Annotated in this window: 20 protein-coding genes; 8 read left to right on the top strand and 12 right to left on the bottom strand. The window is 42.4% G+C overall.

Annotated elements, in window-relative coordinates; translation table 11 throughout:
• Window position 1: 1 nt before the first annotated feature.
• The 10 genes from MKO06_RS01450 to MKO06_RS01405 all read right to left on the bottom strand — a co-directional run bounded on the left by MKO06_RS01450 (window position 2) and on the right by MKO06_RS01405 (window position 9,396).
• Window positions 2-970, bottom strand: coding sequence for an L-histidine N(alpha)-methyltransferase (locus MKO06_RS01450; protein WP_241550561.1), 969 nt, complete (start codon window positions 968-970; stop codon window positions 2-4).
• 9 nt (window positions 971-979) lie between these two features.
• On the bottom strand, window positions 980-2,143 hold the full coding sequence (egtB, locus tag MKO06_RS01445) for an ergothioneine biosynthesis protein EgtB (RefSeq protein ID WP_241550560.1): 1,164 nt from the start codon (window positions 2,141-2,143) through the stop codon (window positions 980-982).
• Window positions 2,144-2,317: 174 nt separating this feature from the next.
• Window positions 2,318-2,728 (bottom strand): energy transducer TonB, encoded by a 411-nt coding sequence (locus tag MKO06_RS01440; protein WP_241550559.1) that lies wholly within the window; start codon window positions 2,726-2,728, stop codon window positions 2,318-2,320.
• Window positions 2,729-2,751: 23 nt separating this feature from the next.
• Window positions 2,752-3,129, bottom strand: a complete 378-nt coding sequence (locus MKO06_RS01435) for an energy transducer TonB (protein WP_241550558.1) — start codon at window positions 3,127-3,129, stop codon at window positions 2,752-2,754.
• 28 nt (window positions 3,130-3,157) lie between these two features.
• On the bottom strand, window positions 3,158-3,982 hold the full coding sequence (locus MKO06_RS01430; RefSeq protein WP_241550557.1) for a thymidylate synthase: 825 nt from the start codon (window positions 3,980-3,982) through the stop codon (window positions 3,158-3,160).
• Window positions 3,983-4,118: 136 nt separating this feature from the next.
• Window positions 4,119-5,090, bottom strand: coding sequence for a YihY/virulence factor BrkB family protein (locus tag MKO06_RS01425; protein WP_241550556.1), 972 nt, complete (start codon window positions 5,088-5,090; stop codon window positions 4,119-4,121).
• A gap of 128 nt (window positions 5,091-5,218) precedes the next feature.
• Complete coding sequence (locus MKO06_RS01420; protein WP_241550555.1) at window positions 5,219-6,919, bottom strand: NupC/NupG family nucleoside CNT transporter; 1,701 nt, start codon at window positions 6,917-6,919, stop codon at window positions 5,219-5,221.
• Window positions 6,920-6,924: 5 nt separating this feature from the next.
• A complete protein-coding gene (locus tag MKO06_RS01415; RefSeq protein WP_241550554.1) occupies window positions 6,925-7,551 on the bottom strand; it encodes a bifunctional nuclease family protein in 627 nt (208 codons plus the stop codon).
• 85 nt (window positions 7,552-7,636) lie between these two features.
• A complete protein-coding gene (locus MKO06_RS01410) occupies window positions 7,637-8,605 on the bottom strand; it encodes an electron transfer flavoprotein subunit alpha/FixB family protein (RefSeq protein WP_241550553.1) in 969 nt (322 codons plus the stop codon).
• A gap of 44 nt (window positions 8,606-8,649) precedes the next feature.
• Entirely contained in the window at window positions 8,650-9,396 is a 747-nt protein-coding gene (locus MKO06_RS01405) for an electron transfer flavoprotein subunit beta/FixA family protein (RefSeq protein WP_241550552.1), read from the bottom strand.
• A 308-nt stretch (window positions 9,397-9,704) separates the two neighbouring features.
• On the opposite strand from MKO06_RS01405, the gene MKO06_RS01400 reads away from it, so the two are divergent.
• The 4 genes from MKO06_RS01400 (at window position 9,705) to MKO06_RS01385 (ending at window position 16,359) form a co-directional block, all read left to right on the top strand.
• A complete protein-coding gene (locus MKO06_RS01400; RefSeq protein WP_241550551.1) occupies window positions 9,705-10,685 on the top strand; it encodes a pyruvate dehydrogenase complex E1 component subunit beta in 981 nt (326 codons plus the stop codon).
• Between the two features lie 60 nt (window positions 10,686-10,745).
• Entirely contained in the window at window positions 10,746-13,241 is a 2,496-nt protein-coding gene (locus MKO06_RS01395; RefSeq protein ID WP_241550550.1) for a DUF5686 and carboxypeptidase-like regulatory domain-containing protein, read from the top strand.
• 67 nt (window positions 13,242-13,308) lie between these two features.
• On the top strand, window positions 13,309-13,833 hold the full coding sequence (locus tag MKO06_RS01390; protein WP_241550549.1) for an inorganic diphosphatase: 525 nt from the start codon (window positions 13,309-13,311) through the stop codon (window positions 13,831-13,833).
• Between the two features lie 126 nt (window positions 13,834-13,959).
• A complete protein-coding gene (locus MKO06_RS01385) occupies window positions 13,960-16,359 on the top strand; it encodes a sodium-translocating pyrophosphatase (protein ID WP_241550548.1) in 2,400 nt (799 codons plus the stop codon).
• Between the two features lie 53 nt (window positions 16,360-16,412).
• Here MKO06_RS01385 and MKO06_RS01380 read toward each other — a convergent pair whose 3' ends face one another.
• The gene (locus tag MKO06_RS01380) at window positions 16,413-16,880 is read right to left on the bottom strand and encodes a hypothetical protein (protein ID WP_241550547.1); all 468 of its coding nucleotides are present in this window, start codon (window positions 16,878-16,880) and stop codon (window positions 16,413-16,415) included.
• 308 nt (window positions 16,881-17,188) lie between these two features.
• Between MKO06_RS01380 and MKO06_RS01375 the strand changes: the two genes are divergently transcribed.
• The 4 genes from MKO06_RS01375 (at window position 17,189) to MKO06_RS01360 (ending at window position 21,769) form a co-directional block, all read left to right on the top strand.
• Window positions 17,189-17,440 carry a DUF7218 family protein gene (locus MKO06_RS01375; RefSeq protein WP_241550546.1) on the top strand — a complete coding sequence of 84 codons (252 nt, stop codon included), beginning with the start codon at window positions 17,189-17,191 and terminating at the stop codon, window positions 17,438-17,440.
• The gene (ku, locus tag MKO06_RS01370; protein ID WP_241550545.1) at window positions 17,437-18,210 is read left to right on the top strand and encodes a non-homologous end joining protein Ku; all 774 of its coding nucleotides are present in this window, start codon (window positions 17,437-17,439) and stop codon (window positions 18,208-18,210) included. The genes MKO06_RS01375 and ku overlap by 4 nt, the downstream gene beginning before the upstream one ends.
• Window positions 18,211-20,649 (top strand): DNA ligase D, encoded by a 2,439-nt coding sequence (ligD, locus tag MKO06_RS01365; protein WP_241550544.1) that lies wholly within the window; start codon window positions 18,211-18,213, stop codon window positions 20,647-20,649.
• Between the two features lie 82 nt (window positions 20,650-20,731).
• Window positions 20,732-21,769 carry an App1 family protein gene (locus MKO06_RS01360; protein ID WP_241550543.1) on the top strand — a complete coding sequence of 346 codons (1,038 nt, stop codon included), beginning with the start codon at window positions 20,732-20,734 and terminating at the stop codon, window positions 21,767-21,769.
• A gap of 45 nt (window positions 21,770-21,814) precedes the next feature.
• Here the strand turns inward: MKO06_RS01360 and MKO06_RS01355 are convergent, their stop codons facing one another.
• Entirely contained in the window at window positions 21,815-22,483 is a 669-nt protein-coding gene (locus tag MKO06_RS01355; RefSeq protein ID WP_241550542.1) for a sterol desaturase family protein, read from the bottom strand.
• Window positions 22,484-22,490: the final 7 nt, after the last annotated feature.

Below are 22,490 nucleotides of genomic sequence, written 5' to 3'. Positions count from 1 at the left end.
ATTATTTTTTTCTGAAAATGTAATTCTTAAAGCAGTCATCCCTGTCACTAAAGGAGCGTTCTACCTTTAGTCCGGCTTCGTCTGCCAGCCAGTTTACAATGGCATCATCATATTTTTGAGAGATCTCGGTATGTATGCTTTCCCAGGCTTCGAATTGAACCTCTAATCGAAGTTTTTCTATGCTCGCCTTTTGGGCGGTCTTGCTTACCAGGAAGCTTTTGGCAGTTCCGGTTTCTGGGTCGTAAGTTTCCCAGTGAAGGAATTGATCGGGATTAAAATTTCCTCCCAGCTCAGCATTGATACGAACCAGCAGATTCTTATTGAAGGCTTCCGTAATTCCCGCGGGATCATTATAGGCATCCAGTATTTTTTGCGGATGCTTTTTCTGGTCAAACCCCATGAACAGCATATCATCATCGCTCATCGCTGCAGCGATATTTGCCAGGAACTCCACGGCTCTTTTGTGAAGTAGATTTCCAATATTACTACCTAATACCAGGATCACCTTCTTCCTGGAATTATATTCTGCCAGCTTTTCGAGGGTCTTGAAATAGGTGCCCTGCTGTACCTTTACCTTAACTGCAGGCATGTCTTTTTTCAGGGAGCCTTCCAGTTCATCGAGTACATGCTGACTTATGTCCACTGGTAAATAGGCAAAATCTGATTTTCTTTCAACCAGTTCTTTTAATAACAACTTGGTCTTTTTTCCATCACCAGCTCCAAGTTCGATAAGATCGAAACCATTCTCGCTGTTAAACTCATCAGCGATGGCAGCAGCATTCATTTCCAGGATGTTGTGCTCACACTGGGTTAAATAATATTCGGGCATATCCATGATCTGTTGGAAAAGTTTATCTCCTTTTTGATCATAGATATATTTCGATAGCAGGTATTTGGGATAACTGGTTAGCCCTTTATAGGTATCTTCTGCAAAGGCCGTTTCAAACATTGTTTCTGGCGGATTTTTCATATTAAAGCTTTATTTAACCAGCCTGAAGCCAGTGAATTGCCATCTTAATTGTGGATGAAAGAAATTTCTGTAGGTATGCCTGGTATGCCGGGCCGAAGTAGCCACTGAGCCTCCCCTAAGCACCTTTTGGTTCACCATGAATTTTCCGTTGTACTCTCCAAGGGCGCCTTCAGGTTTCTTATAGTTAGGGTAGGGGGAGTAGGCGCTCTCTGTCCATTCCCATCGGCTACCCCATTCAAATTGATCCTGCGATGCTTCCCATTCCTGTTCAGTAGGTAACCGCATGCCTTTCCATTGGGCATAGGCAAATGCCTCGTAGTAGGAAACGTGTGTTACTGGGGCTTCCGGCTCCAGTTTTACCAGACCGTTCAGGGTATAGGTATGCCATTCTCCATCGATCTTGTGCCAGTAGAACGGTGACCTGATCGTATGTTCATTTACCCAGTCCCAGGCCTCGGCATGCCAGAGTAGAACATCCTGGTATCCTCCGGCCTCCATGAATTCCAGGAATTCGCCATTGGTAACAAGTTTGTTCGAGATCTCAAAATCACAGAGAAATACTTTATGCACTCCCTGTTCATTATCATAACAAAAAGCATCTGATTTATGCCCTATCTCATATAATCCTTCCCCAAGCGTAATCCAGTCCTTTTTAAAATTCTGAATGGGGTTCTCTTTGAACTGTTCGTTATATTTCGGAAAAAGCGGGTTATTTCCAAGGATGTATTTAATATCGGTATATAAGAGTTCCTGGTGTTGCTTTTCGTGATGACAGCCAATTTCGATCACTCCCAGTGCTTCCTCATCCAGATCTTTGTTATTGAGCAATTCCAGCATGGAGTTAGTAACATAGTCACGAAATTCATAGATCCAGGATACCGTAGGTCTTGAAAGATTACCCCGGTTGGTTCTAATAACCTTGTCCCCAACGCTTTCGTAATAGCTGTTGAAAACATAAGCTGTATTTTTATCGAACAGTTTATGAGATTCAGCATATTTCTTCAGAACGAATTCCTCAAAGAACCAGGTGGTATGTCCTAAATGCCATTTTGGAGGAGATACGTCTACGATAGGTTGTACCACATAATCCTCGGTTTCCAGATAGGAGCAAATATCTTCAGAGTCTTTCCTGGTTTCTTTAAAAAGTGTAATCAATTCCTGTTGTGAAAGCATAAAATAAGGGATACAATTGGGTATCTCTCAAATTTACGATTTTTTGTATGCTGGCTGATAGGAGGTAAGTTAAGGTCGAGTTAAACTTAAATCAGTGATTCTGTAGCGCTGCATAAAAAAAGCCTTCATCCATGTTGAACGAAGGCTTTTCTTATTTTTTGATAATTTCCTGATCTAGAAATTCAGCGGAATGGTATACTTGATAGCCTTGGGTTTTCCGCCCAGATTTCCTGGAGTCATCGTGGGGATTGATTCCATTAGCCTTTTGGCTTCTTTATTAAGTACTGGCGATTTACCTTCTACCGAATTTACAACTACTTTCCCGTCTTCATTCACTTCCATGGAAACGGTGGCCTTACCCCTGATATATTCGCCCTTATCATTCTTGGAATACTGGATGTTTTCCTTGATATGTTCCATAAGCTTGGAGTTGAAGCAGGCTTTCTTATCCTTGCTGTCTTCACAACCCGGCCAAACTGGAGCTGTCTCTCTCATGGTTACTGTATTGCCTTTTACGTCTACATCTTCCTGGGAGAAGCCGGAAAGACCAGTAAACATAAGCACTATGATCAGGAGTTTTTTCATGATTGTTGAATTTAAGTTCAGGTTTAGAAATTGAAAGGTACGGTGAAATTACGAGCATCAGGCTCTCCATTCAAAGTTCCAGGTTCCATCTTTGGAATTTTCATGATCATTTCGCGCGCAGCCTGTTTTACTTTCGGTTTGTCACCTTCTATAGAATTTACAGCAATCTCACCGTTCTCATCGATCTGGAACGAAATGGTAACTTTTCCACGAATATACTCTCCGGCATCATTCTGTGGATATTCATAATTCTTACTCACATGTTGCGATAGTTTCTGGTTAAAACATTTTTTCACGTCTTCGGCATTTTCACAACCAGGCCAAACTGGTGATGTTTGCTGTGCATTTGCCATACCCAGGCCACCAACTAAAAAACATGCAATAACTGCTAACTTCTTCATACTATATAAAAAATTTTAAAGGTTAATATTAAACCGCAACCTTGGCTTTGATTCCTGGATGCGGGTCATAATCCTCTAAAATAAAATCTTCAAATTTAAATCCAAAAATATCTTTTACTTCCGGGTTGATCCTCATGGTAGGTAATGGCCTTGGATCCCTGCTTAATTGCAGTTCTACCTGTTCCATGTGATTGCTGTAAATATGTGCATCTCCAAAAGTATGAATAAAGTCTCCAGGCTCGTAACCGCACACCTGCGCCATCATCATGGTAAGAAGAGCATAGGAGGCAATATTGAAAGGTACGCCCAGGAAAATATCGGCACTTCTTTGATATAACTGGCAGGACAATTTTCCATTCGCGACATAGAATTGAAAGAATGCATGGCAGGGTGGAAGCGCAGCCTTTCCATTTGCCACATTTTCTGAAAATGATTTTGAGGTGTCTGGTAAGACAGAAGGGTTCCAGGCCGAAACCAGCATCCTGCGACTGTTGGGATTGGTCTTAAGCGTTTGAACGATCTCCTTGATCTGGTCTATTTCTTCACTGTTCCAGTTCCTCCACTGATGCCCGTATACAGGACCAAGATCACCGTTCTCGTCTGCCCACTCGTTCCAAATACGCACTCCGTTTTCCTGGAGATATTCAATATTGGTATCGCCATTAAGAAACCATAGCAATTCGTGTATGATGGATTTTAAATGTAGTTTTTTAGTGGTTACCATTGGGAAACCTTCACTTAGATCAAATCGCATCTGGTAGCCAAATACACTTTTGGTTCCCGTACCTGTACGGTCACCTTTTTCGGCTCCATGCTCCAGAACATGCTTCAGTAGGTCGTGATATTGCTTCATTTATCGAGACTTTTTGGGGGAAATTACTTCAATTTTAATTCCAATAAAAATAAGAAAACAGGTAGGAATGCCGGCATTTTTTATTCTTAAAATCCCAGACTTATCAACCTGCTATCAACCATTTTGAGTCCTGAATTTAACAATCATCGTCTACTGCGCACCTGTCGGCATGGTAGGCGTTTCGTTCTCCCATTGGCCTGTTTTTGCCAATTGTGGTATCATGCCTGGTTTGATGTTCCATTTCTGAATTGATCTCGGCTCCCATTAGAACGATAAAAGCGGTGAGGAAAAGCCATAACATCATGATCGCCACCGCGGCAAAACTACCGTAAAGGTCTTCATAACTTCCAAAATTGCTCACATACCAGGAAAACAGCATGGAGCCGCCCAGCCAAATCGCGGTGCCCAGTAATGCACCCCAGCTAACCCATCTAAACCTGGGATTCCTTCGGTTGGGAGCGATCTTGTAAACCACGCTCAGGCTGCCAATTAGTATAAAGCCAAGGATCACCCACCTGAACCAGGTAATAATATCTTCAACCTGGGTGGGCAATCCAAATTTATGAATGAATAAAGGGAAAAATATAATTATGAGAAGACTTAGCAATCCAATTACGAGTCCGCAAAGTGTAAATAACAGGCTCAAAAGATTCTTCTTGACGATGTTCCTGGAGTCCAGTTCGTCATAGGCGATATTGATCCCCTGGAACAGGGCATTGGTTCCTTTGTTCGCACTCCAGATACTAACCAGGACACTAATGACCAGTCCCCAGCTAATTTCTTTTCGACTCTGCTGAATAACGGGCTGCAAAAAATCAGTGATCATGTCATATGCCCTTGGAGGTAGAACCAGGTTAAGCCTGGAGATCTGCTCCTGGATTTGTGCAGGTTCCAGAACCAGGGTGTAGATCGAAATAGCGGCCACTATGGTTGGGAAAATGGATAGGAAAAAATAAAATGCAACTCCTGCTGAAACGATCTGCACGTGATCTACCTTCATCTCATGCCAGACCCTTTTGCCGATATCCTTCCATCCGCTAAGCGGGATCTGGTGTGGCCACTGGGCCTCTTCTCCTCTATAAACTTTCCTGGTATTGGTCTCTTTCATTCTTCCGTATTTAATACTTCCCCTTGCTGGATCCGCAAAACGAGGATTCACCAATTTATAAGTATTCCTATATCTGGAAGAAAATCAAATAAGAAAGTTTTCTAAAACTTTATGACTCAAGTGCTAATTTACCCGATTATCATTCCGGCTATGGTAGCCGAGAGCAGGGAAGCCAGGGTCCCGCCAATAAGTGCTTTCATTCCGAATTCAGAAAGCGTCTTTCGTTGACCCGGAGCCAAAGAACCAATTCCACCTATCTGAATCCCGATCGAAGCGAAATTCGCAAATCCACATAGCATATAAGTGGCCATGATGACCGATTTTTCATAATTCAGGCTTAGCACATTTGCCGGGTTCTTTAGATCGGCCAGTTGAATGTAACCCACAAATTCACTTGCCGCGAGCTTAATTCCCAGTAACTGGCCCATCAGCATCATATCTTCCTTTGCAACTCCTATCAGCCACATAAGTGGTGAGAAAACCAGGCCAAGAATAGACTCCAGGGATAACTTTGAATAGGGAGTGTAGTCAGCGATCACCGAATTTAAGGTTGTGAAATTACCCAGGCCGCCGAGCAAATAATTGATCATAGCGATAAAAGCGATGAACACTAATAACATGGCGGCAACATTTGCTGCAAGTTTTAGACCTTCGGTAGTTCCGTTCGCTATGGCGTCAAGGAGGTTCGAGCCAATATTTTCAGAAGAGACGCTCACATCGGTGCTGATCTTCTCGGTTTGAGGATATAAGATTTTTGAAATAACGATCGCTCCTGGTGCCGCCATAACCGAAGCAGTAAGCAGGTGTTTTGCAAATTGCAGTCTCATCACCGGGTCGTCCCCTCCAAGGAAACCTATATAGGCAGCCAGTACGCCACCGGCAACAGTAGCCATTCCCCCGATCATTACCAGCAGGATCTCAGATCGCGTCATTCGTTCAAGATATGCCTTGATCATAAGGGGAGCTTCGGTTTGACCCAGGAAAATATTTCCAGCTACACTTAAACTTTCCTGGCCTGAAATTCCTAGTAATTTTGTCAATACCCAGGCGAGTCCTTTAACCACTACCTGAATGATCCCAAAGTAGAACAGCACTGAAGTCAATGCCGAAAAGAAGATCACGGTTGGTAAGATTTGAAAAAGGAAAATGAAGCCATAGCTGTTAACGTCCATAAGGCCACCTAAAAGGAATTCACTTCCTTCCATCGTAAAATCGAGGATTTTTACGAAGCCTTTACCAACGAAATCAAATAATTTTTGAACTACGGTGATCTTGAGAACACCAATAGCGAGCAATAGTTGAGCAGCCAGTCCTAGCCCTACGGTTTTCCAGTTGATGGCCCTTCGATTGCTTGAAAATAAAAAGGCGATGCCTATTAGAACGAACATGCCCAGTAAGCCTCTCATTAACCCGGTGGAGGTGATTCCCTGGCTGGGGATCATTTCCTTGGCAACATCGGCTGGGATAGCTTCGGTGGCCTCAAGGTCTTTGGTTTCCAGCTGAAATTCTTTGCCTCCTGAAACTATGGTCATGGAAGATTCTGAAAGTTGCGAGATCCTTAAATTCTGAAGGCTGTCTTTAGGAGTGTTGTAAAAAAGAACAAGCAGTTTGTTCTGATAGATATAATCACCTGAGGCCAGGGTATCCATGTTTTCAGAATTCAGGAAATTGAAAGTTCCCTCATCGAAATTCAACTCAGTTGCACCGCCAAAGAATTGTTCTGAAGCTGAATTGAGGTCTTCGAGTTGCCAGGATTTTGAAATAGTTTGGGAGAAAACCGACGTAAAAGAGCATACGATCAGGAATAGGCAACACCAGGTCTTGTTCATTTGGGTTATTTTCTTTTGGAAATTTCGTCCCTGATTCGGGCAGCTTTTTCGTAGTCTTCCTGACTAACGGCCTGGCTAAGCAATTCTTTTAGTTCTTCCAGGGACATTTTTTTATAATCTGAGGAATCTTGCGATTTGATCTCAATTTCTTCTTTAAGAAGTTCATCTTCTATGATCTCTTCTTCTTCCTTTTCCTGTTTTTCTCGTTGTTTTTCCTCAGCCTTTAAGTAGATTCCTGCTTTGTCCAGGATATTTTTATAGGTGAAAATTGGTGCGTTAAACCTTAATGCGAGGGCAATTGCATCACTGGTACGCGCATCCACGATCTCTTCTACGCCTTCACGTTCACAGATAAGGCTGGAATAGAAAACTCCGTCTACCAGTTTGTGGATTATCACTTGTTTGACCACGATCTCAAATCGGTCCGAAAAGTTTTTGAAAAGATCATGGGTAAGGGGTCTTGGTGGCTTGATCTCTTTTTCGAGGGCTATGGCAATAGATTGTGCTTCAAATGCCCCGATCACAATAGGTAGCTTCCTTTCGCCGTCTACCTCGCTAAGGATTAGGGCGTAAGCTCCGTTTTGTGTTTGACTATAAGAAATTCCCTTTATATTCAGTCGCACTAAACTCATACTCTACAATAAGTTAAAAAGGCTGTCTAAATAAGGACATCAGCCAGATTTAAACAGCCCTTTTATGGCTCGCAATTTATGAAAATTATGCGTTTTTCTCTTTAAATTCCTTCAATTTTTCGTTCAGCTTAGGGACTATCTCAAAGGCATCTCCAACAACACCATAGTCTGCCGCCTTAAAAAATGGGGCTTCAGGATCATTGTTAATAACTACCTTGGTTTTTGCAGCGTTGATTCCTGCAAGGTGCTGAATAGCTCCTGAAATACCTACAGCGATATACAAATTTGATGCTACAGGCTTACCGGTTTGACCAACGTGTTCGCTATGGGGTCTCCATCCCATATCACTCACGGGTTTCGAACAGGCAGTTGCGGCGCCGAGGATATCGGCCATTTCTTCGATCATTCCCCAGTTCTCCGGTCCTTTAAGACCACGACCACCAGAAACAACAACTTCGGCATCGGCAATGGTTACCTTATTAGTAGCCTTGTCAACCGATTCCACGTTAACTGAAAAATCTTCTTCAGACAGGTTAGGGCTGAAATCCTCTGCAGTTGCCTCTCCTTCGGTTTCCTTTAAACCAAATGCATTTTTAGAAAGACCTATGATCTTTACATCGGTGTCTATTTTTGTAAAATTGAATGCTTTATTGGTAAAGGCAGTTCGTTTTACGGTAAAAGGTTCTATGCCTTCTGGAAGTGCAACCACGTTGGACGCGTAACCTGCTTCCAGGTGAACGCTTAGAAGTGGTGCAAGATACTTGCTGTTCGCGCTCTGGCTTAGAATCACAACTTTACTTCCTTCTTTTTCGGCCGCCTGTTTCAAAGCGTCAGCGTAGGCTTCGGCATTAAAATTAGCTAGTTTATCATTACTGATCTTCAATACCTTGTTCACTCCGTACTTACCTAGTTCAGATACATCTTCGGCGTTGAAAGTAACAGCAGTAAGATCGGTTCCCATCATGTTGGCTACTTCCCTGGCATAGGAAGCTACCTCGTAGGAAGCCTTTTTAAATTTTCCTTCTTCTGATTCTATATATGCTAAAACTGACATGTTTCTTTAGTTTAAGATTTGTAATTAATTCCGGTTTTCCCTTTCTAGATGGCCTTAGCTTCGTTATGAAGAAGGTCGATCAACTCATCCAGGTTATCTGGGTCTACCAGTTTTACATCGCCTTTTGGAGCTGGCTTTTCGAATTTTACAGCCTCTGTCTTCGCAGCACCTTCAGAAGGTTCTACTACATTCAGAGGTTTTTTTCTCGCCTGCATGATCCCCCTCATGTTAGGGATACGAAGGTCGCTTTCCTCTACCAGTCCTTTTTGCCCTCCAATTACAAGCGGCAAAGATGCTGAAAGGCTTTCCTTACCACCATCGATCTCACGGGTCGCCTTTGCGGTATCTCCATCGATCTCAAGGCTAATACAATTATTTATAAAATTCGCTTTAAGCAGTCCGGCAAGCATTCCCGGAACCATTCCACCATTATAGTCGATTGATTCCCTGCCTGCGATTACCAGGTCATACTCACCATCTTTAACTACTTTGGCAAGTTCTTTGGCTACTTGGTAGCCATCGGTTGCTGGAGTATTTACACGAATAGCAGTATCTGCACCTATTGCCAGGGCCTTTCTAAGGGTTGGCTCGGTTTCAGCTCCTCCTACATTTACAACATCCACGCTGGCACCTTGTTTTTCTTTAAACCACATCGCTCTGGTAAGACCAAATTCATCATTTGGATTGATAACGAATTGTACTCCATTTGTATCGAATTTGGTATCACCTTCAGTGAAATTGATTTTCGATGTAGTGTCAGGCACGTGACTAATACATACTAAGATTTTCATATATAAGGTTTCTATTTTTTAATAAAACGTTTTCGTTGACGAAAGTAAGAAATTTTACTTAAAAAAGCTATGCATGCATAATAAATTTGACTAAAAATTTGGCGCTCATTTTAAGTGATTCTTAATGATTGTTTAATTTTTTAGATTATTTGTAATTAGAAGCACTAAAAAATTGAGAATTTAAACCTGAAGTCCTTAAGTGATTTGAATATTGGGGAAGTTGGAAAAATTTTAAACGGCAAATATGGAAAATACCTTATTGAATTACTATTTTTGCGTTGCAAGAATAAAAAACAATAATTTATATAATGAGGACAATTCAATTTAGAGAAGCTGTTGCCGAAGCGATGAGTGAAGAAATGCGTCGTGATGAAAGCATCTACTTAATGGGTGAGGAGGTTGCAGAATATAACGGTGCATATAAAGCTTCAAAGGGGATGTTAGACGAGTTTGGTCCAGATCGTGTAATTGACACTCCAATCTCTGAGCTAGGTTTTGCCGGAATCGGTGTTGGTTCAGCAATGAACGGGAACAGGCCTATCATTGAATTCATGACCTTTAACTTTTCACTGGTTGGGATAGACCAGATCATAAACAATGCTGCCAAAATGAGGCAGATGAGTGGTGGTCAATTTAATATTCCTATCGTGTTCCGAGGGCCAACAGCTTCAGCAGGACAGTTAGGAGCTACGCATTCCCAGGCTTTTGAAAGCTGGTTTGCCAATACTCCTGGTCTAAAGGTGATCGTGCCTTCCAATCCTTATGATGCGAAAGGTTTGCTGAAAGCTGCTATCAGGGATGACGATCCGGTTATCTTTATGGAGAGCGAGCAAATGTATGGTGATAAGGGAGAAGTACCGGAAGATGAATATGTGATCGAAATAGGGAAAGCCGATATCAAACGAGAAGGTAGCGATGTAACTATCGTTTCTTTTGGGAAGATCATCAAGGAGGCTTATAAGGCTGCTGAAAAACTTCAGGAAGAAGAGAATATTTCCTGTGAAATTATTGACCTTAGAACAGTTCGGCCAATGGATCACGAGACCATCCTGGAATCGGTTAAAAAGACTAACCGTTTGGTGATCCTTGAAGAGGCATGGCCGTTTGGAAACGTGGCTACAGAAATCACTTACCAGGTTCAGTCCAAAGCTTTTGATTACCTGGATGCGCCTATCGTGAAACTGAATACTGCAGATACTCCTGCACCTTACTCTCCGGTTCTTCTTGAGGAATGGCTGCCAAATAGTGAGGATGTTATAAAAGCAGTAAAAAAGGTACTGTATATCTAAATTAAATCAACTTATATTTGAAACTTCATCTTCAGGGATGGAGTTTTTTTTTATCCATACATGAACAAACACACCTGCTTTATTCTAATCTTCCTTTTTGGTGGTTTGAACATATTGTTTGGCCAGACCAAGGTTGGAGGCCTGGTGAAAAGCACCTCCGGGGAGACTGTACCATTCGCCAACGTAATCTTCGAAAATTCTTCGGAAGGGATCACCACCAACGAATCCGGGGAATTCTACCTGCAGTCTGATCAGGATTACGAGGCGATCGTCGTTTCTTTTATAGGTTATAAGACCTTACGCGTTCCGCTGGAATCTTCAGTGAACCTGGATATGGAGATCGTACTGGAAGAAGAGGCCGCCGCTCTTGATGAGGTGGTGATCTACCGGGGAAAGACCTCTAAAAAGAACAATCCGGCGATCGATATTTTAAGAAAGGTCTGGGAAAACCGAAGAAAGAACGGGGTGAATGCCTTTCAGCAATATTCATATAAGGAATATGAAAAACTGCAGTTCGACCTGAATACCCTGGATAGCTCGGTTATCAGGAACCCGGTGTTCAACGGGATGGAATTTATTTTTGATTATACCGATACCAACCGTGTTACTGGTAAAACCTATTTGCCGGTCTTTATCAATGAATCGGTTACCCGAGTGTATGGCGATAATGAAATGGATAAAAAGAAGGAGGTGCTCCTGGGAAACAAGAATTCAGGATTTAATGAGAACCGCAACCTTATTGACGCCGTCAAGGATATCTATGATGATTACGATATCTATAAGCCTTATATCAAGTTTTTCGATAAAAGTTTTGTTAACCCTGTTTCCACTACCGGTATCGAGAGCTATAATTACATTTTATCAGACAGTTCTTATATCGATAATAAGTGGTGTTACAATATCATCTATTATCCAAGAAGGGAAAATGAGCTCACTTTTAGAGGTAACTTCTGGGTGAATGATACTACCTGGGCGGTAAAAAAGATAAACCTGGAGACCTCCCGTGATGCAAACATCAACTGGGTCAAGCAGGTTTACATCGAACAGGAATACGAGGTGATGAATGATTCCATTTTCCTGATCACCCGGGATTTTTTTATGGCCGATTTTGGCCTGAATAAAAAGAAGGATTCTAAAGGGATCTATGCCAAAAGAACCCTGCTTTTCGACGATTACGAGTTCGATAATGAAAAACCGGAATCCTTTTACCAGCAGGAAGTCTATAATCCCCAGTCTTATGTCTATGATCGAACCGATGATTTCTGGGAGACTAACCGGATGGAAAGCCTTAACAAGGACGAAAAGGGCATTTATGTTATGCTGGATACCCTTACCAGGACAAGGGCGTTTAAGCGAGCCTATAACGTGGCAACACTTTTAGAGTCTGGTTATTTCGATTTTGACGGCTGGGATCTTGGGCCTATGTATTCTACCTTCGGTTTCAACGAAGTGGAAGGAGTACGGGTGCGATTGGGTGCCAGGACCTATTTTGGACAGAATGATCCCTGGAGGATCGAAGGTTATGGAGCTTATGGTTTCAGGGATGATAAATTCAAATATGGAATCTCGGGAAAATTAATGCTGGATTATAAGTCCAGGCTTATCATTGCCGGCGGAAATCGAAGGGATGTAGAACAACTGGGGGCCAGTCTTACCAATACCACCGACGTATTGGGTAGGAGTCTGGCTTCCTCAGCTTTACTGAATGTGGGTGACAACGACAAATTGAGCTCGATCAACCTTAGTACTTTTTCTGTTTCGGTAGACCCGGTAAAGAATCTCAGCCTGAGGTTCGGGATCAACTACCGTGAGATCAACCCGGCTTCTGAAGGTTTTAGCCTTGCGTACTATACCGATGAAGCGCGTACTGAAGTGGATACCGAGATCAACCAGACCGAATTATCTACTATTCTAACCTTCACACCGGGCAGAAAACTTTCGGGCTATGGGGTAGAACCCGATGTGGTGAATGAAGAGGATTTTCCTACCTTTTTTCTTAATTACAGCCTGGGTGTCAGGGAGATTTTCAACAGCGACTTTGATTATAAAAAGCTTCAGTTCTTTTATAACCAGCCATTGTTGATAGGCGGATTTGGAAGGTCAAACCTGAGCATGGAGGCTGGAAAGACCTTCGATCCCGTTCCTTTGGCATTGCTAAGCGTGGTGCCAGGGAACCAGACTTATTTTGCCATTTATAACACCTTCCCAACGCTTGATTTTTATGAATTCGTAACCGATTCTTATGTTTCGGCACATTTTGATCATAATTTTAACGGAAGATTCCTTAGCCGCATCCCCTTGCTCAGGGAATTGAACCTGCGTGAATTGGTAGGCGTAAGCGTGGTATGGGGTGACCTCTCAGAAGAAAGCAGGATGTTGGACGCCTCCGGGTTGATGCTGCAGGCGCCCGATGACGATCCGTATTATGAGTATAGTTTCGGGATTGGAAACATCTTCAAGGTGTTACAGATCGAAGCCTATTTCCGGGGGAATTATTTCGAAAATCCCGACGCTCGTTCCTTTGCTATTATCGCCGATTTCGGATTTCACTTTTAGTTAAGGTTTTAAAGGTCAAATTTCCCTATATTTGCAGCCCTTAAAACAATTGAGAAAATTAAAAACAATGTCTGAGAACTTTGAGACTTTTGATGTATTGATCGAAATCCCAAAAGGGAGTCGAAATAAATACGAATATGATTTTGAACTAAAAAAGGTTCGTTATGACAGGATGATCTTTTCTTCTATGATGTATCCTGCAGATTATGGTTTTATCCCGAATACCCTGGCCCTTGACGAGGACCCGTTAGACGTACTGGTACTGGTTTCTGAACCTACCTATCCAGGTGTGGTCATGGAAGTAAAGCCAATTGGTGTATTCCATATGGCTGATGAGAAAGGACCAGATGAGAAGATCATTTGTGTGCCGGTGTCAGATCCTATCTGGAACAGGTTGCATGACCTGAAAGAGCTAAACGGGCATATGATCAAGGAGATCGAACATTTCTTCAAGGTTTATAAAGATCTTGAAAAGAAGAAAGTTGATATTGGAGATTTTGGTGATGCAGCTGAAGCAAGAGAGATCATTAGGCAATGTGTGGAGCGTTTCGAAAATTTTGATGGTGACAAGTCGAGATTTATGATTCAATAAAATTATAACTACATTATTCATTAGTTAAAAGCAATAACCTTAAAAAGTTATTGCTTTTTTAATATTCGGCGATTTTATTACATTAGCGAGCATTAATATTTTATTAACATAACTTAAACCGCTAATATGGAATCAATGATGATTTATATGCCTGCTGTGCTGGCGATAATCGGCCTCATTTTTATGGGGGTTAAAAGGTCCTGGGTGATGAAACAGGATGCCGGAGACGGAAAAATGAAAGACATTTCATCTCACATCTATGAAGGTGCACTCGCCTTTCTTAAAGCAGAATATAAATTATTGACCTTTTTCGTGATCGGTGCCAGTATAGCCCTGGCTGCGATCGCCTACTTTGTTCCTACTACCCATTATTTAATTATCGTTGCATTTATCTTCGGAGCCTTCTTTTCGGCACTCGCCGGGAATATGGGGATGAAGATCGCCACCCAGTCTAATGTACGTACCACCCAGGCAGCCAAAACCAGTTTACCTAAAGCCCTGCAGATCTCATTTGGAGGAGGAACTGTGATGGGACTTGGAGTGGCCGGACTCGCTGTTTTGGGACTAACCGGATTCTTTATCCTTTTCTTCCATTATTTTATGGGTGGAGAATGGACCAATACACAGCAAATGACCGTAGTACTGGAAACCCTTGCGGGTTTCTCCCTGGGAGCTGAATCCATTGCGTTATTCGCACGTGTTGGTGGAGGTATTTACACCAAAGCAGCTGACGTAGGAGCAGACCTTGTAGGGAAGGTGGAAGCCGGGATCCCTGAAGACGATCCAAGAAACCCTGCGACCATCGCTGATAATGTTGGGGATAATGTAGGAGATGTTGCAGGTATGGGTGCCGATCTTTTTGGAAGTTACGTGGCAACCGTTCTTGCTGCAATGGTTCTTGGGAACTATATCATCGAAGATATGGGCGGAGATATCACTTCTGCCGGATTCGGTGGAATTGGTCCTATCCTTTTGCCTATGGCGATAGCCGGAGCCGGTGTTATTATATCTATTATCGGAACCTTGCTGGTAAGGATCAGCTCCAACGACGCGAAGGAAAATGAAGTTCAAAAAGCGCTCAATATCGGTAACTGGTCTTCCATTGCGCTGGTAGCCGTTGCGAGTTATTTCCTGGTAACCTGGATGTTGCCTTCTGAAGCTATGAAAATGGGCTTTTTCGTGGGTGGACAGGAAGGTTTTGAAATAAAGAGAATCAGTTCTCTTAACGTATTTTATGCCTCCCTGGTAGGTATAATAGTGGGCGGTGTGATCTCTGCAGTAACCGAATATTATACAGGACTTGGTAAAAAACCGGTCTTAAAGATCGTACAGAATTCAAGTACAGGTGCAGCTACCAATATCATTGCCGGGCTTTCAACGGGTATGATCTCTACCTTCCTTTCTATTTTATTATTCGCCGTAGCGATCTGGGCTTCTTATGCCTTCGCCGGATTTTACGGGGTGGCCCTGGCAGCTTCAGCAATGATGGCGACCACCGCCATGCAGCTGGCCATCGACGCTTTTGGGCCTATCGCTGATAATGCCGGTGGAATCGCAGAAATGAGCGAGCAGGAACCAATCGTTAGGGAACGAACCGATATTCTGGATTCCGTAGGAAATACAACTGCGGCAACGGGGAAAGGTTTCGCTATTGCTTCTGCAGCATTAACTTCCTTAGCGCTTTTCGCAGCTTATGTGACCTTTACCGGGATCGATGGGATCAATATCTTCAAGGCTCCCGTGCTGGCCATGTTGTTTGTTGGAGGAATGGTGCCGGTGGTATTCTCGGCCCTTGCAATGAGCTCGGTGGGTAGTGCGGCCATGCAAATGGTTCGCGAAGTACGTAGGCAGTTCAAGGAAATTCCTGGGATCATGGAAGGTACCGCTAAACCACAATATGATAAATGTGTGGAGATCTCTACTCAGGCTGCACTTAAAGAAATGTTGCTTCCCGGGGTAATTACCATAGGTTTTCCTATTGTGATCGCCTTTTTTCCTAAACTTTTTGGATATGATAATTTACTGATCGCTGAAATGCTTGGAGGTTATATGGCCGGGGTAACGGTTAGTGGTGTTCTATGGGCGATATTTCAGAACAATGCCGGTGGGGCATGGGATAATGCTAAAAAATCTTTCGAAGCAGGTGTGATGATCAATGGGGAAATGACCTATAAAGGTTCTGATGCTCATAAAGCGGCTGTTACCGGAGATACGGTTGGAGACCCGTTCAAGGATACCTCAGGGCCTTCCATGAACATCCTGATCAAGTTAACCTGTTTGATCGGCCTGGTGATTGCTCCAATTCTTGGAGGTCATACTGAAGGAGATGTGCCTTTAATGGATGAAACCTCCCAGGTTGAGAATATGATCAAAAAGGAAGTTAAAGTAGATATGTACACAAAGGACGGTGTAACCACGGCCGAGGTTGCTGTCACTACAACGACTGGCGGTGAAACTAAAACCGAAGATTATACTTTTTCAGGAACCGAAGATGAGGTGAAAGAAAAGGTAGAAGCGCTTAAATAGATCTTTAAATCTACTTGGAAACAAAAACTCCGCCATTGAGCGGAGTTTTTTGTTTATGCGATCTGGAACTTCCCCAGTCCCGTGTGATCCATTTTCTGAAGATTCTTCTTCAATTCATGTTTGTGACTAAGAAGAAGTTCCCGAACGCATGCATGATTGATTTTGGAAAGGTATTTTTGATATTTCTTATAACTATTGAGTTCGCGCTTAAATATGCGCTCAAAACTTTCGGTCATTTTATACTTTAGATAATAATGGTTCAGTTCACAACGCTTTCGTTTATAAAATGCCAGTAATTTTGGATCCTGTATTGGTGAGATTTCCTTTTTTAATTGTTCGATTGTATTCTCGATTTCCTTTAAAAATTCCAGCTTCTGTTTGTGTAGATTAAAGTAAAGGCTCCTAATCGCCAGGCGTTTCTCATTCATATAGGCGATCCGGTAAATAAATGCGCTCTTATAATTCCTTAGCCGTAATTTTTCCAGTAATTCAATTGTTTTTTTCTTCTCTGCAAACTTCATAATATTCCCCTACGAATAATTCGTTCAACATTCTCCATTTTTGAATAACTAAATTTACTATTAGAGCGGTGTCAAGGCTAGTTTTTTAACCTTTTTAACCGGTTATTAGGGCTTCTTTAGAGATTGAAATTGACCTTAAAACTGGAATCCCGCGTAATACGGGAGACACCATGAATACTGAGTTTTAATATTTTCTTAATAAATGTTTAAGCTTGTTAAAATCACTAGTTAAACTGGAGTTAATCAGCCTCTTATAGTTCAGTCAGAAAACATAAAATACTAGATTTATAAATCAAAAAATCAGAATTATGGCAAAAGATCATGGATCGCAGATCAAGAACGATGAACAGTACGAAGAATTACGCGACAAGGGGATGAGCAAGGAAAAGGCCGCGCGTATCGCAAATGATTCCGATTCAGGAGAAAAAGGCGGGAAAGCCGATAAATATGAGAATCGCTCTAAGGAGGAATTATACCAAAAGGCAAAGGAAGTGGGCATTGAAGGCAGAAGCGATATGAGCAAGGAAGAACTAATCGAAGCCCTAAGGGAAAACCGATGAGATCGATCTGGAACGGCTCCATAAGCTTCGGACTGGTATCTATACCGGTAAAGCTCTATTCAGGCTCTGAAGACAGGAGGCTGGATCTCGATATGCTCGATCGCAGGGACCAGGAACGAATTCGGTATAAACGAGTAAATGAAAAGACCGGGAAAGAGGTAGAGTGGAAAGATATCGTCAAGGGTTTTAAAAAGGATGAGGGTTACGTGGTTCTGGAAAAAGAAGATTTTGACAAGGCCAATATGAAAAAAAGCAAGACGATCGATATTGAAGAATTTATTGACGAATCTGAAGTGGCCGATGTCCTGTTTAAAAAACCCTATTTCCTGGAACCACAAAAGGAGGGCGGAAAATCATACAACCTGTTGAGAGATGCCCTCAAGAAGACCGGTAAATTAGGGGTGGCAACTTTCGTGATGCGTCAGAAAGAGCATTTGAGCCTGGTAGGGATCTATAAAAACGCACTTGTTTTGCACGTGATCCGGTTTGAAGAAGAGATAAGAGATCCGGGAGATCTAAAACTTTCCAAAAGTAAGGTGAGTAAAAAGGAAGTAGATATGGCCGTATCCCTGATCGAGCAATATTCTGAAAATTTCGATTTTAAGAAGTATAAAGATGTCTATAATGACCAGTTGATGAAGATCATCGAATCCAAGAAAACCGGGGACTTACCTGAAGTAGAAGAATTTGATTCCAAACCAACCCAAACCAAAGATCTCATGGACCAGCTAAGGGCCAGTTTGAAAAAGAAAAAGTCCAAAGCCTCCTAAATGAGCCTTGATGAATATCTTAAGAAAAGGGATTTTACAAAAACTCCGGAGCCAAAGGGTTCCCTGAGAAAGGGATCTGGCCAGTTACGGTTCGTGGTGCAAAGGCACCAGGCAAGCCGCTTGCATTATGATCTGCGCCTTGAAATGCAGGGAAGTCTTAAAAGCTGGGCTGTGCCCAAAGGACCGTCCATGAACCCGGAAGATAAACGCCTGGCCATTCACACCGAAGACCATCCTATAGAATATTTAAATTTTGAAGGAACTATTCCTAAAGGGAATTACGGTGCCGGCGAAATGCAAATCTGGGACCAGGGAACTTATGCTGGTGAGGCTGAAAATGCAGAAGAGCTTCTGAAGAATTATAAGAAAGGTGATCTGAAACTTGAATTTTCAGGCAGCAGGCTTAAGGGGAAATTTGCCCTGGTTCGCACCGGCAGCAGTGAAAAAAAGGACCAGTGGCTGCTCATCAAGAAAAAGGATGAGTTTGCTACCGAGCTGGATTACGATGCCGAAAATTTTACTCCGAAATCGGCTTATAAAACTCCTGCTGAAAAGGAAAAACAAAAACCGCAACCCGAAGCAGCCATCGAACCCATGCTTGCCAGCCCGGCAAAGGAAATTTTCAACGATCCGGCCTGGATTTATGAACTGAAATGGGATGGCTATCGAGTGATAGCAAACATCAAAAATGGCGAAGTAAAATTGTTTTCGCGGAATGGTGTTTCTTTTAACGAAAAATTCAACAGACTGGTTCGTGATCTAGAGCAATTGGAAAATGATGTGATCCTGGATGGGGAAGTGGTGGTAGTGGATAAAAAGGGAATTCCCGATTTTCAGAAACTTCAGAATTATGACGAAAAGACTCTGGGGGAACTTCGGTTCTATGTTTTCGATATGCTCTGGCTCAACGGAATGGAAATGATGAACCTGCCTCTTATCCAGCGAAAATCGCTAATCGAGGAAGTGATTGAAAATACTTACCACACTTTCTATTGTGAACACCTGGAAGGCATGGGGAATACTTTTTTTCAAAAGGCCATAGATGCCGGGATGGAAGGCGTGATAGCAAAAAAAGCCAATTCGACTTATACTCCCGGATATAGAAGTGAAAGCTGGCTGAAGATCAAAGCCGTCAAAAGCCTGGAGGCAATTATTTGTGGGTACACCACTTCAGAAGATTCGGCATTTAAATCGCTGATCCTGGGGATTTATAAAGACGATAAACTAGATTATATTGGCAATTGCGGTTCGGGTTTTTCGGAAGGCAGGAAAAAAGACCTTCTGAAGAAATTCAAGCCATTAGAAACCAGAAACAGTCCGTTTAAGAAAAAAATCAATCTGAAAGGGCGAAAACCTATATGGTTAAAGCCAGAGCTGGTATGCGAGGTTTCCTATTCTGAAATGACCAAAAACGGCAGTTTGCGTCACCCGGTTTTTAAAGGACTTCGGGAAGATAAGAACCTGGTCGAAGCTAACATGGACCAGGTTGCTACGAAGCAAGTTACACCAGATTCTGAAAAGGACAAATCGGAAAAAGCCGGCCATCTGAATGTAGGTGGCATCCAGGTTCCGCTGAGCAACCTTGATAAAGTTTACTGGCCGGAGTCAGGAATTACCAAATACGATCTTATCGATTATTATTTGAATATTTCAGAATATATACTCCCTTATCTAAAAGACCGGCCTCAAAACCTGCACCGGCATCCCGATGGGATCACTTCAGAAGGCTTTTATCAAAAAGATGCAACCGATCTGCCGCAATGGATCGAAACTGTGAAAATTGATTCCAGATCGGCCAGTAAACAGATAGACTATATGCTTTGCCAGAAGGAAGCCAGCCTGTTGTATATGGCGAACCTCGGTTGCATTGAACTGAATCCATGGAACTCATGTATTGGAAATCTTGATAATCCCGATTATACGGTTATTGACCTGGATCCTTCAGAAAAGAACAGTTTTGAGGAGGTGATCGAGGTTGCCCAGGCGGCCAGGGAGATCCTGGAATTGGCCAAAATCACCGCCTGTTGCAAGACGAGTGGTTCAAAAGGTTTGCATATTTATATTCCGCTTCAGGCCCAGTATTCTTATGAAGAGGCCAGGAATTTCACCAAACTGATCTGCTATTTTATCCAGGAAAAACTGCCTTCTCTAACCAGTATGGAGCGCAGCCTGAAAAAGCGAGGAAATAAGATCTACCTCGATTATCTTCAGAATCGAAAAGGCCAAAGCCTCGCTTCGGTTTATTGCGTTCGACCAAAGCCTGGAGCGCCGGTGTCTGCAGCGATAGAATGGGACGAGTTGAAAAAAGGACTGGAAATTACCGATTTCAATATTAAAAATATGCCTGGAAGACTGGAGAAGAAGGGAGATATTTTCGGGGAAGTGCTCAGTAAGGGGCTGGATATGGAAAAAGCCCTGGAACGCCTCAATTCCCTTTAGATATTAAAAATTTGATAAAATAGGTATTGAATTCGCAGGCTTTTCAGAATTAAAACTAAATTGAAAACAAAGCTACTGCTTAATGATCAAACGCTTTAAAAAACTAATTGGGAGATATAAAAATCTTGAACAGATCTACATTACCCCTTATCGAAGTTACGGGACCTACTCACACCTTTATGTAAAAGGAAGGGTACTTGATAATGAACCATTGAAGATCGTCAAGGATCAATCGCTCTACAGAACTCTAAAAAATACCTGGAAACAATTTGATAGCTTCGAAATTCCAGATGTGGAGGTAGAGCTTCGAATTCCAGAACAGCTTCAGCTAAGGGCTAAAACGAATGCCGAAGGTTATTTTTTGTTCGATAAGAATATCGAAGAAAACCTGGCCAAAGATACCGATGAAGAGGGCTGGGTGCCCTATGAGATCTATTATCGAAGCCCGGTTGAAAAGGGCACTAATTTACTGGCAAACCCATTTAGGGGGGAATTCCTTATTCCCGAGGTAGAAGCCGAATTCGGCGTGATTAGCGATATTGATGATACGATCCTTCAAACCGGGGTCACCTCATTTCTAAAATGGCGGCTTCTGAAGAATTCCCTGATGACCAACGCTTATAAAAGAATACCCTTAAAAGATGCACCAGATCTCTATCAAAAGCTGCATAAAGGCAAAAGCGGGAAGAATAAGAATCCTATGTTCTACCTAAGTAACAGCCCGTGGAATTTATATGAATACCTGAAGCTTTTTCTGGATTATAATAAATTTCCGAAAGGGCCCATTTTGCTCAGGGATTTCAGAACGCCCTTTGATGGTACGCTTAAACCCGAAAAACCCCATAAACAGAAGGAAATTACGAATATCCTGAAAACTTATCCTGATCTCAACTTTATATTAATAGGAGACAGTGGGGAACATGACGCCAGTATTTATACCGAAATAGCCGCTCAGTATTCAGATAGGATCAAAGCTATTTACCTGAGAAGTGTTAAGCACAGGAGGCAAATGAAACGAGTGCGTAGCCTTATAGATAATTTTGATACGGTTCCGGTCTTACTGGCCAATGACTCCAACGAAGCTGAACAGCATGCTCGTGAAAATGGGTTTATTCAATAAAAAATCCCGGTTTGACCGGGATTCATATATTTTTGTTTTAGCCGTTTAGCTGGGGTCAATACTGGTACCCACAGCAGCTCTTTTACTTTTCGGCGATTTTCTAGGCATGGTTCCGAAGATATGGTCCCAAAGCGGGGATGATACTCCAAATGCGCGATCTGGCTCCCGATAGTGGTGAATACTGTGGTGGTGCCAGAGTACCTTTAAAAAGTTTCCCGGAACCTTGAATGCGTGAACCGAATAGTGAACTGCCAGGTACCCGGCATATCCAATCAGGAAACCGGCAAGAAACCCGAACACATAATCACCAAGTACCGCACGGTATATGATAAAAAGCACGGTTGCGATCACCAAACTCAATACTGGCGGCATGGCCAGCCTGGATTTATCTTTCGGATAATCGTGGTGCACACCATGCATGGTGTAGGATATCTTTTGTTTACGTGGGGTAGTGGCCGGAATATGGTAAAGATACCTGTGCATTAGATATTCTACCAGGGTGAAAAAGAACAGCCCTGCAAAGAACAACAATACCATTTCTGGTACCTGGAAACCTTTTTCGATGATCCCGTAATAAACCAAAGCCGCCGAAATCACTCCAAATATGATTAACGGAATTGAAATATGCGTATGTGTTAATTTTTCAAGTATCGGGTTGTCAAAGAGCTTTGGTGATCCTTTATGTTTTGGCCTTTTTAATTTTGTAGATTCCATAATTAAA

The sequence above is a fragment of the Christiangramia oceanisediminis genome, from assembly GCF_022570735.2.
GTDB classification, from domain to species: domain Bacteria; phylum Bacteroidota; class Bacteroidia; order Flavobacteriales; family Flavobacteriaceae; genus Christiangramia; species Christiangramia oceanisediminis.
This window is presented reverse-complemented; position numbering and strand designations above follow the sequence as displayed.